Origin of the sequence: Vibrio sp. ER1A (genome assembly GCF_000733315.1) — a bacterium.
In the GTDB taxonomy this organism is placed as follows: Bacteria; Pseudomonadota; Gammaproteobacteria; order Enterobacterales; family Vibrionaceae; genus Vibrio; species Vibrio mediterranei.
The window spans coordinates 1522706-1533704 of record NZ_JPJA01000086.1; the positions used below are offsets into that span (position 1 = coordinate 1522706).

A 10999-nucleotide genomic window follows, 5' to 3' on the forward strand; every position below is an offset into this window, starting at 1 on the left:
TTCCTTGGTTACTTAAGTGCATCCCAAGTTTTTTGGATGTCATCAGCGACCTCTTTCGCAGGTTTGCCGCCACTGTAGTCGACCATACCTGTCCAGAATGCACCGGCACCGATCTTACCTGGCATCAAGTCTGAACCATCGAAACGGAACGTCGTCGCATCCAACAAGATTTCACCTTGTTTCTTCAGAGTGTCGTTGCCATAAGCATTAACGTTGGCACCTTTATGCGGAGTCAGGAAGCCCGATTGAGCCATCCAGATTTCATGTGCGATTGGTGACTGTAAGAACTCCATAAATGCGCGTGCTGCTTTAGAGTCTTTAGTAATGCTCCACATAGTACCTGCGCCAAGTACTGGCTTCCCTAAGTCTTTTGATTCATACGCAGGGAAGTAGAAGAAATCAACGTCAGCACCTAGCTCTGTACCTTCTGGGAAGAAGCTTGGAATAAATGACGCCTGACGGTGCATGTAACACTTAGCTGGCGATGTAAACAAACCTTTTGGTGAATCACGGAAGTCCGTTGCAGCTACCGCACGTGCACCGCCGTCGACGAACTTATCGTTACGTACAAACCATCCAAACTCTTCAATAGCACCAACAACTTTCTCATCATTGAACTTGAGTTCGTTTGTAGTCCACTTATCGTAATCAGCTGGCGATTGAGTACGAAGCATCATATCTTCCACCCAGTCCGTTGCAGGCCAGCCCGTTGCACCACCAGAACCTAACCCAACACACCATGGTGTCTCGCCATCTTCAACAATCTGTTCAGTCAGTGCTTTTAGCTCTTCCATTGATTGAGGTACTTCATAACCAGCATCTTCGAAGTTTTCAGGCACATACCATACTAGTGATTTCAAATCGACTTTATAGAAGAAACCATACAGATGATCTTTACCGTCTTTACCAGCAAATGTGCCTAGGTCAACCCACGAAGAACCAGCGGCGTAGTTGTCATTGATCCAATCACCCATTTTAGGGTCAAGTGGAGTTAGGAAACCTTTAGAGGCTAAGTCTGCCGCTAAACCAGGCTGCGGGAAAATAGCAATGTTAGGTGCACTACCTGCTTGCACATCAATCGCAATTTGCTGTTCAAATGAGTCAGAGCCTGAATATTTCACATCGGCACCAGTTGCCTCTTCAAAATACGCAATGACACTTTCAACAAGCTCTTTATCTTCTGTTAACCAAGGACCAAAAATGGTGACCGTTTCACCTTTCAGATCCATATTTTTCAGCTCTTCGTAGCTTTGCCAGTTAAAGCGTGCGTCTTCGCCAGGTGCGTATTTTAAATCAGCGGCGAATGCGGAGGATGCAGAAACAGCAAGAGCTACTGCGCTAGCAAGTAGAGAGGTTTTCATCAGTAAGACTCCATGTATTCAGATACTTTGTTTCGTTTTTATAGTCAGTTCTTATGTCCTCGACTTAACTTCTTACTTAATTACTTAATCGGTTAAGCCGTTAATGAATACCATAAAACCTTATTGACAATTCGACCACTTTCTTGCCAAATCTTGTGCCTTTGATCATGTTTTGAAATACCTTGATTACAATTAAGTGACAAGCATCAAACAAATTATAATGGCTATGAAATTTTAATTTCGCATTCCTTCTTAATCGATTTAGACTCAACTGATAAATTTCGCTATTCTAGATTGCAGATAATATAAATATGGACAATGACTGATATGGAACGGAAGAAACCTACATTGAAAACCGTCGCCGCTCACCTAGGTGTATCAACGGCTACCGTATCAAACGCTTTCAACCGTCCAAACCAACTTTCGAAGGCGCTGAGAGAGAACATTCTGCTTGAATGTGAAAAACTCGGTTACACCGGCCCAAGTATCACTGCACGAAGCTTACGCACCGGAAAGACCGGCGTAATCGGAGTTTTGCTCGCAGACAACCTCGCCTATAACTTTACCGACCCAGTAGCTACTCAATTTTTAGCTGGAATATCAAAGACTTTAGACGAGTCTCATGTCAACATGCTGTTGCTGCCATCAAGCAGTGATAACTATCAGAATACGCAGGTTGAAACTATCCCCGATAGTTTCATAGTTTATGGCAAACCTGTGGACTCAAGCATAATCAACCTGATACTACGCCAGCATAAGCCTGTCGTGGCAGTCGATTTCGCCTTGCCTGACATTCCATCCATCAATGTCGACAACCGCAAAGCAAGCTACGACATAGCCATGCATGCCATTCATTCATCCGACGACAATGTGCTTATCTTGGGGCTGCGTCTTGAGCCATCAACATCGTTATCGCTTGCCAACCTCGACAATCTTTATACCAGCGAAGAATCCGTTTCTCGTTGTCGTTTTGAAGGTTACAAAAAAGCTCTCGAGGAAAACGGCATACCGTTGTCATTCGAAAATGTCTGGCAAATTCACGATCTTGACGAAACAACGTTAAAAACCATGTTGCGTGGCACACTAACGGCCCCTAAGCGCGTGGATGTACTGCTTTGTATGAGCGATAAAATCGCTTTGGCCGCTCTGGAAGTGGCAAGAGAAATCAACATCGATATTCGAATTGTTGGCTTTGACGGAATACCCAAAGCTGCAGAGGCCGGCTTAACGACTATTCAGCAGCCTATTGAGAATAAAGGCCGAATTGCTGCAAAGATGGCACTCGGCCAACTACCCTACGAATCTATCCAACTGGATACGGAGCTTATTATTCGTACCAGCAGTTAGACATTACCTCACTTGCTAAGGAGAATTGATCCATGAGTACGGAACAACTGGAAAAGCGTTGGTGGCATGACGCTGTCGTTTATCAAATCTATCCAAGAAGTTTCAACGACTCTAACGGAGATGGCATTGGTGATATCCCAGGTATTATAGAAAAATTGGATTACATCAAAGCCCTTGGCGCGAACGTCATTTGGCTCAGTCCGGTGTATAAATCTCCGATGGATGACAACGGCTATGATATTTCTGGCTATCGCGAAATTGCACCAGAATTTGGCACCATGTCCGATATGGAAAAGCTGCTATTCGAAGCGGATAAACGCGGCATCAAAATTGTCATGGATCTCGTGGTAAACCACACCTCAGATGAACACCCTTGGTTTATCGAGTCCAAAAGCAGTAAGGATAATCCAAAACGCGATTGGTATATTTGGAAAGATCCCAAAGAAGATGGCAGTGAACCCAATAATTGGGAATCTTTCTTCAAGCCTAAAGCGTGGACACTTGATGAAGCGACCGGCCAATACTATCTGCACCTGTTTAGCAATAAACAACCTGACCTAAACTGGGCAAATCCAGAGGTACGTGAAGCGGTCTACGACATGATGCACTTTTGGCTGAAAAAGGGCTTAGGTGGTTTCCGAATGGACGTCATTAATATGATCGGCAAACCGTCAGACTATCCAGATGCAACCATTTTTGACGCAGGAGTCGCTGGTTGGGAGCATTGGTCAAATAACCTACTGGTGCACCAATATCTGCGTGAAATGCACGATAAAGTTCTGAAGCATTACGATGTGCTCACCGTAGGCGAAACTCCCTTCACCACAACACTGGATGGCCGTTACTACTCTCACCCTGATCGCAATGAAATTAGTATGATCTTCCAATTCGAACATGTCAGCATCGACCGCGAAGAACACAATGCAGTGAAAAAAGATTTTGACTTAGTTCAGTACAAAGAAATCATGTCGCGCTGGCAGGAAGACTTATACCAGAAAGGTTGGAATAGTGTGTATTGGAGTAATCACGACCAACCTCGTACGGTATCGCGTTATGGCTCTGACTCTCCTGAATATCGCATCATCAGTGCAAAAATGCTCGGCACGGTTTTACATATGATGAGCGGCACCCCGTATATTTATCAAGGTGAAGAAATCGGCATGACTAATAAGCACTTCAATAACATCGAAGAGTTTAATGACCTCATGGCGAAGTTCCATTACCAGAAAATGATTGAGCGTGGCGTTTCCAATGATGATGCGATTGAGTTTTTAAACTACTTCTCTCGTGACCATGCCCGTGTCCCGGTCCAGTGGGATACAAAAGACCATGCAGGCTTCACTACAGGCACGCCTTGGCTCCCAGTGAATGAAAACTATGTGGAGATCAATGCAGAACAAGCGGTTAACGACGAGGATTCCATTTATCATCATTATCGCCAGCTTATCCAGCTGCGCCAAGGTGAAGAATATGGGGATGTTGTAGTTTATGGCAACCATACCTTACTCGACCCACAAGACAGTGAAGTCTACGCATACATTCGCTCGAGCGGCGAAAAGTCTTTGCTTATAATTGCTAACTTTACCGATAGCACCTTAGAGAGGACCTATCAATACGGTGTGAAACAAGTCGTACTAAATAACTATGATGATGCACCAAGCTCACTACACGAGCTAGTTTTGAAGCCTTATCAAGCCATGATCATTGATATTGAATAACTGAGGCAAATAGACAAAAGCAGCGATTAACAACATCGCTGCTTTTTTGTTGGGGTACAACAATCATTGTATTGTATCAATATGGCTACAGTGCACCGAGCCTAGCTCTAACGACACGCTCACATCGACTCACTTCAGAAGCCTGTTTTGGGATCACTAGAATCGTATCATTACCACCAATAGTCGCCAAGATATCAGCGTGAGGGTCAATATCAATTAGGCGAGCAATAAGCTGAGCACTTCCAGGGTGAGTTTTCACGACAACGAGAGACTGATTGTTAGTGATCAGCTCGATCTGTGACGAAATAGAAGAGTCAACACGAACAGGACTGTTCTCTGACGTTAGACAATACGCCTTTTTACCACAGGCATTTTGAACTTTGACTACTCCCAGGTTGGTCAATAGACGAGAGACCGTCGATTGACTAATCCCATCATAACCAAGGTCTATCAATGCTTCGCGGAGCTTATTCTGTGTAGTAAAGCTCTGCTGCTGAAGAAGCTTCTTACATACATCTGTCAGTTTTTGATCGACATCGAGCATGTCGTTACAAGTTGGAGTTTCATACATGTTATCACCTGTAAAATAGTGAAACTCATCCATGAGTGGGTTCGTGATCTTGTATTTGTTTCGCTGGTATAACGTAACAATTAATGGTTCTGAAAAATCCCGAGCCAATCGCATTGTTTCAGCAACTTATTGCTACTTTAGTTAAGATGAGAGGACATTCCTGTTCCTCTCATGCAATGTGCTAGCCTTTTAGCTACCTAAGGTCGCGACCATTACTGCTTTAATGGTGTGCATACGGTTTTCCGCTTCATCAAAGACAATAGAGTGCTCGGATTCAATCACTTCGTTGGTTACTTCGCAGCCATCAGCTAACATCGGATATTCTGTTGATAAAGACTTACCCACCGTCGTATCTTCGCCATGAAAAGCAGGCAAGCAGTGCATGAATTTCACGTTTGGATTGCCTGTCGCTTTGAGCATTTCCATATTAACCTGATAAGGCAGCATCAACTTGATACGCTCAGCCCAGGCTTCTTTTGCTTCACCCATAGAAACCCAAACGTCTGTGTATAGGAAGTCACACCCTTGAACACCTTCGCGTACGTCCTCCGTGAGTGTAATTTTCGCTCCGGTGTGTTTAGCAATGGATTGACATTCCGCAACAAGTGCTTCTTCAGGCCAGAACTGTTTTGGCGCAACTAAATGGATTTCCATACCCATTTTTGCCGCGCCTACCATTAACGAATTACCCATGTTATTACGAGCATCCCCTAAGTAGGCAAAGCGAATATCTTGCAATGGACGACCCGGTGCATGCTCCATCATGGTCATAAAGTCTGCAAGAATTTGAGTTGGGTGGAATTCGTCTGTTAAGCCGTTCCAAACCGGTACACCTGCATAAGCACCAAGCTCTTCAACGATAGATTGACCATAGCCGCGATACTCAATCCCGTCGTACATACGCCCAAGTACCCGAGCGGTATCTTTCATTGATTCTTTATGGCCGATCTGCGATCCAGTAGGCCCAAGATATGAAACTTGTGCTCCTTGATCGAATGCCGCCACCTCAAAAGCGCAACGAGTGCGGGTCGATGTTTTTTCAAAGATAAGCGCAATATTTTTGCCTTTTAAACGAGGTTGTTCGTATCCATTGTACTTGGCTTTTTTAAGTTCAATGGACAGCTCAAGCAAGTGCTGAATCTCACGAGGAGTGAAATCTAGAAGTTTAAGGAAGTTGCGATTGCGAAGATTGAAAGCCATATTGTGTTCCTTTTCTATCTATGCGTGTCAGTCACGACATCACTCTGCCACTGACACGCTCGTGCTTTGATTTAAATACGTATTCGACGACAAAATTAGTGTTTTGAAATCGTGGTACCTGCGGTCCCTTCAAGAATGCGAAGACCATCTTGTAGCGCGCCGATCCCCACCATTTGTCCACCTTGATTAATAAACTCACACGAGGCATCAATTTTAGGGCCCATTGAACCTTCATCGAACTGGTAACGTGACAGTTCTGATGGTGTCGTGGCTCGTAACGCATGTTGAGTTGGTTTACCCCAATCTAGGTAAACGGCATCTGCATCAGTTAATATCAGTAATCGGTCTGCGTGAAGTTGTTTGGCAAGGAAAGCTGCCGACATGTCTTTATCAATCACCGCCTCAACTCCAACAAGCTTGCCATCGTTACGAGTGACCGGAATACCACCCCCACCAGTGCAAATAACAAGGTGCCCCTCATCAATAAGGGAGGTGATGGCTTCGTGCTCAACAATGCCAGTTGGTAATGGACTTGGGACCACACGGCGGAAATAATCACCATCAGGTTTCACAGTCCAATTATATTTCTCAGCCAATTCACATGCTTCCTGCTTGTCATAGACAGGCCCAATAAACTTGGTAGGATCTTTGAATGCCGGATCGGCTGGATCCACCGTCATTTGTGTCAACATGCAGGTGATATTCTTGCTGGGCATTTGATTCTTGAACTCTTGCATCAACATGTAGCCAATCATGCCCTGTGTCTCGCTACCCAATACATCAAGTGGGTAAGGGCTCACTTTCTTATATTCCAGTCCTTGCAATGCCAATAGCCCGACTTGAGGGCCATTTCCGTGCACCAATACGACGTTATATTGCAGGGCAATTTCCGAAATGGTTTTAACCGCGATTTCAATATTGTGGCGTTGTACTTCTGCTTCGAGTGGCTCTCCGCGCTTTAGTAAGGCATTACCACCCAAAGCAACAACGATAGTTTGTTTCTTCATAATCTTTTATCCAATACAGGTAATAAAAAGCGAAGTGACTAAATACCATCACGTTCAATTGGGCAGCTCATACAACGCGCGCCACCGCGGCCGCGGCCAAGCTCATCACCAGGGATTGGTAGTACGGTAATGCCGGCTTTATCGTACTTCTCGTTGGTATAGGTATTGCGTTCATAACCAATAACAACACCGGGTTTGACCGTCAGGACATTATTTGCATCATTCCATTGTTCACGTTCAGCTTCGAAGTTGTCGCCACCAGTAGTGATAAGATTTAATTTGTCGACCTGTAACGCTTTTTCGATCGTCGTAATGTACGAACTCTGCTGCGTAGCCGTTACTCGACCGGATTCATCACCAGTAAGACTCCAACATTTCACGTCATCAGGAATAACATTAGGGTAGATGGAGAACGTATCCTCACGCATGTGTGTCATAACCGTATCTAGGTGCATGCATGAGCGATCTTTCGGTAGTTCTAAAGCAATAACCTGCTTAGCTTGGTTATTCTTAAATAAGCTCGATGCTAAATGCTCTACGCCCTGTGGCGTGGTACGCTCAGACATGCCGATCAACACAGAGCCTTTACCTATGACCAGTACATCTCCACCTTCGATAGTCGAGTGATCATACGATTGCTGCTCATCACCAAAGTATTTAATGAAGTCTTGTCCAGCAAAGGTCGGATGCCAGCGATATATTGCACGTAAATGATTTGTTTCCCTTTGACGAGCGACCTTCGCCATCGGGTTGATAGAGACACCACCATAAACCCAGCATGATGTATCACGAGTAAATAAATGATTTGGCAACGGGTCGATAATGAAATCGTTAGCTTTATATAAAGATTGCAACATTGACGAAGACTCAAGCGGCATTTCACCAAATGACAAGCCCCCAGTAAGTACTTTAGCTAATTCGATGTTTGGCATATCACTCAAATAACATCTCACATCGTTGGCAAAGGTATTGCCATAACGAAAATCTGAAACCTGAATATTTAGCAGCCAATCTTTTGCTTCTGAAATAGCGAGAGTTTCAGCAAGCAAATTTGTTAGAAGTAAAACCTCAACACCTTGTGATTCTAGTGTTTTGGCAAAAACATCATGCTCTTCACCAGCCTTCTCTACCGCTAGTACATCGTCAAACAACAGTTGATGGCAGTTAGAAGGCGTTAAGTGAGTGAGAGCACGTCGCGGACGATGTATTAAGACACGGCGTAACTGACCAACTTCAGAACCAACATATAGTTTATTCATAATCATGTCTCTCTAATATTATAAGAACCAAAATCTTTCTTTATAGAATATATTAATAGCTTCGTTGTGGTGTAATTAATATGTACCAACCATTCAAAATAATACTGGACACCGATCACACAAATATATATGTAACCAAAGGCATCATAAAAGTGGCTGTTAACAATATTTATTCCTTGATAAATATAATTACCGAGAATTAATCTGGCATATTAAATGAAATAGTATTCATGGATTATTCGTGAAGCAGTCATAGTTACGTTCTTTCAAGAAACTTGATTCGCATTATTAATTCTAATGGATATGATTACTTGGAAGAAATATGCATTGGCTTTTGTTAGTTACCTATTTCTAGCTCACCCCCTCTGTATCCATTAACAATTTTTAGTCTATTTTTGTGATAAATATCACACTCAAGAGACCGTCGGACATGAGCGATAGAACGCTGCTCATATTCAAACAAAAAGGAAAAAAATTGATATTTCGTCACAAGGGCTTAGAAGTGACGACTATCGTTCGCAGCTAACTCAGAAACTGCAACAAAAAAAGCCCACTGCTAATAGCAATGGGCCAGTAAAAAGACTAGGCAAACGAACATTTAACCAACAAGCGTACCAATACTAAGCATTACCACGCAGAATACGGTCAGAATAGCCATTAGTGGAGCCACCCATTTCAGCCATCTCACGTAAGGAACCCGAGCTATGGCAAGACCTCCCATCACAACAGCAGAAGTTGGGGTTATCAAATTCACCAGCCCTGAAGCAGACTGATACGCTGTAATAACCAACTCTCGACCAACACCAGCAAAATCACCTAGAGGAGCCATTATCGGCATCGTCAACACAGCCAATCCCGAGGTCGAAGGCACCAAGAAAGACAATAATATTTCTAGGAAAAACATAACATTAACAAACACAACCGAAGAAAGACCAGTGACAATATGTTCCGCCGAATTCAATATGGTATCAGTGATCATCCCTCGGTCCATCACAACAACGATGCCTCGAGCAATACCAATAATCAAAGCTACTCCGAGTAAGTCTCTCGCCCCTTCAATAAAGCTATTGATGAAAGATTCTTCACTCATTCTAGCGACAAGCCCAACCAAGATAGACGAGGCTAGGAACATCGCAGAGATCTCTGCCATCCACCAGCCAGCAACCGAAACACCATATATCATCACAGCAAATGAACCACCAAAGATCGCTAAAATCACTTTTCTCGTCGCAGTGAAATCGAGTTTTTCCTCTCCTTTATTACCGAGGAAATGAGCCTTGTTCTCCTCGTGTTTATCATAAACAATAGATTTAGACGGGTCGGCCTTGACCATTCGAGCATATCTCATGACATAAGCGACACAGATGATCCATCCAATCACTAACATGGCTAGACGCAGTAAAATACCATCAGTAAAAGGAATACCAGATGCATTCGCAGCAATCACCGTAGCAAATGGATTAATTGTGGAACCCAGAACTCCAATCCCAGCTCCTAATAAGATGGTAGCGGCCGCTACAAGTGGGTCAAATCGAGCTGCCATCATTACTGGGACGAGAAGTGTGTAGAATGGTAGAGATTCTTCCGCCATCCCATAGACAGTGCCACCCGCAGCAAACAAGGCCATAAGGATGGGAATCATCAACTCTTCTCTACCCTCTAACTTGTGAGTTACACGCTCAATTCCAGCATCTATCGCTCCGGTCTTAGTCACTAATCCCAAGAAGCCACCGATGACTAATACAAATAACGAGACATCAATTGCACCTGCTTCATAACTATTGTGATCATAGAAGCCATCAATAGGGGCCATTAAGACGTCGATTGGAGTTTGTGGATTACTTTCTACGCTCGAATAAGTTCCGGCCACTGGCACTTCTCTGCCCAGATCTTCATTCATCACTCTCTCATATTGACCCGCAGGAATAATCCAGGTCATGACTGCAACGATAGCAATCAACACAAATAAAATGGTATAGGCTGAGGGAAACTTGAAATTTGCAAAAAAGCCTCCCGACTTTTTCGGCTCGTGAACGACGTGGGTGGTCATAGTATTCTCCTTAGTAGAAGGGCTATCCTGCTACTTTAGCTGTATGTTTTACATTCAATCACCACATTGAAGCCATAAGAATTACTAATCATAATTTCAAAGAAAATATACGCCTTTATTTACTGTTATTCTTGTGCCTTGTTCACACTTATTCCTGCAATAGTTAAATGGCCGCTGAAATAGAATTATTTGTCTGGATTAATAATTAGATATTTTTGAAGAATATTCGCAAACAAAACAATCTCAAATGATAACTACTTTTGAACTTGGATATTTATTCAGATATATAATTATAAATATCTAACGAAATGAATTCTCTATTTTTTGAAGAATGTCACTCAAAATGCTATTAGCTAACGAAGTCACGAGACAAAATGCCGTAGCACTAAAGAACTAACACTATCGTATCGTTCTATAATGCTACGTTATTTCGATTCGAACTTATCGGTCTCAATAAAGTTCAGTACCAATGAGGTTACATAAGGA

Annotated in this window: 8 protein-coding genes; 2 read left to right on the plus strand and 6 right to left on the minus strand. The window is 43.3% G+C overall.

Going from position 1 to position 10999, the window contains the following annotated elements:
* Positions 1–8: 8 nt before the first annotated feature.
* Positions 9–1361 (minus strand): ABC transporter substrate-binding protein, encoded by a 1353-nt coding sequence (locus HW45_RS13720; RefSeq protein WP_038227473.1) that lies wholly within the window; start codon positions 1359–1361, stop codon positions 9–11.
* A 327-nt stretch (positions 1362–1688) separates the two neighbouring features.
* Here HW45_RS13720 and HW45_RS13725 point away from each other — a divergent pair, with 327 nt between their 5' ends.
* Positions 1689–2708 (plus strand): LacI family DNA-binding transcriptional regulator, encoded by a 1020-nt coding sequence (locus HW45_RS13725; protein ID WP_006070303.1) that lies wholly within the window; start codon positions 1689–1691, stop codon positions 2706–2708.
* Positions 2709–2740: 32 nt separating this feature from the next.
* Complete coding sequence (locus HW45_RS13730; RefSeq protein WP_038227476.1) at positions 2741–4426, plus strand: glycoside hydrolase family 13 protein; 1686 nt, start codon at positions 2741–2743, stop codon at positions 4424–4426.
* 85 nt (positions 4427–4511) lie between these two features.
* Here HW45_RS13730 and HW45_RS13735 read toward each other — a convergent pair whose 3' ends face one another.
* The 5 genes from HW45_RS13735 to HW45_RS13755 form a co-directional block, all read right to left on the minus strand.
* The gene (locus HW45_RS13735; RefSeq protein ID WP_051868135.1) at positions 4512–4997 is read right to left on the minus strand and encodes an arginine repressor; all 486 of its coding nucleotides are present in this window, start codon (positions 4995–4997) and stop codon (positions 4512–4514) included.
* A 189-nt stretch (positions 4998–5186) separates the two neighbouring features.
* Positions 5187–6197, minus strand: coding sequence for an ornithine carbamoyltransferase (locus tag HW45_RS13740; protein WP_038227479.1), 1011 nt, complete (start codon positions 6195–6197; stop codon positions 5187–5189).
* A gap of 95 nt (positions 6198–6292) precedes the next feature.
* Complete coding sequence (arcC, locus tag HW45_RS13745; RefSeq protein ID WP_038227481.1) at positions 6293–7204, minus strand: carbamate kinase; 912 nt, start codon at positions 7202–7204, stop codon at positions 6293–6295.
* Between the two features lie 38 nt (positions 7205–7242).
* Positions 7243–8463, minus strand: a complete 1221-nt coding sequence (arcA, locus tag HW45_RS13750) for an arginine deiminase (protein ID WP_038227808.1) — start codon at positions 8461–8463, stop codon at positions 7243–7245.
* 598 nt (positions 8464–9061) lie between these two features.
* Positions 9062–10513 carry a YfcC family protein gene (locus HW45_RS13755; protein ID WP_038227487.1) on the minus strand — a complete coding sequence of 484 codons (1452 nt, stop codon included), beginning with the start codon at positions 10511–10513 and terminating at the stop codon, positions 9062–9064.
* Positions 10514–10999: the final 486 nt, after the last annotated feature.

What these genes read in the sequence shown, in the direction of transcription:
- HW45_RS13720 (WP_038227473.1), bottom strand. Translation starts at nt 1,361, where the DNA reads ATGAAAACCTCTCTACTTGCTAGCGCAGTAGCTCTTGCTGTTTCTGCA.
- HW45_RS13725 (WP_006070303.1), top strand. Translation starts at nt 1,689, where the DNA reads ATGGAACGGAAGAAACCTACATTGAAAACCGTCGCCGCTCACCTAGGT.
- HW45_RS13730 (WP_038227476.1), top strand. Translation starts at nt 2,741, where the DNA reads ATGAGTACGGAACAACTGGAAAAGCGTTGGTGGCATGACGCTGTCGTT.
- HW45_RS13735 (WP_051868135.1), bottom strand. Translation starts at nt 4,997, where the DNA reads ATGTATGAAACTCCAACTTGTAACGACATGCTCGATGTCGATCAAAAA.
- HW45_RS13740 (WP_038227479.1), bottom strand. Translation starts at nt 6,197, where the DNA reads ATGGCTTTCAATCTTCGCAATCGCAACTTCCTTAAACTTCTAGATTTC.
- arcC (WP_038227481.1), bottom strand. Translation starts at nt 7,204, where the DNA reads ATGAAGAAACAAACTATCGTTGTTGCTTTGGGTGGTAATGCCTTACTA.
- arcA (WP_038227808.1), bottom strand. Translation starts at nt 8,463, where the DNA reads ATGAATAAACTATATGTTGGTTCTGAAGTTGGTCAGTTACGCCGTGTC.
- HW45_RS13755 (WP_038227487.1), bottom strand. Translation starts at nt 10,513, where the DNA reads ATGACCACCCACGTCGTTCACGAGCCGAAAAAGTCGGGAGGCTTTTTT.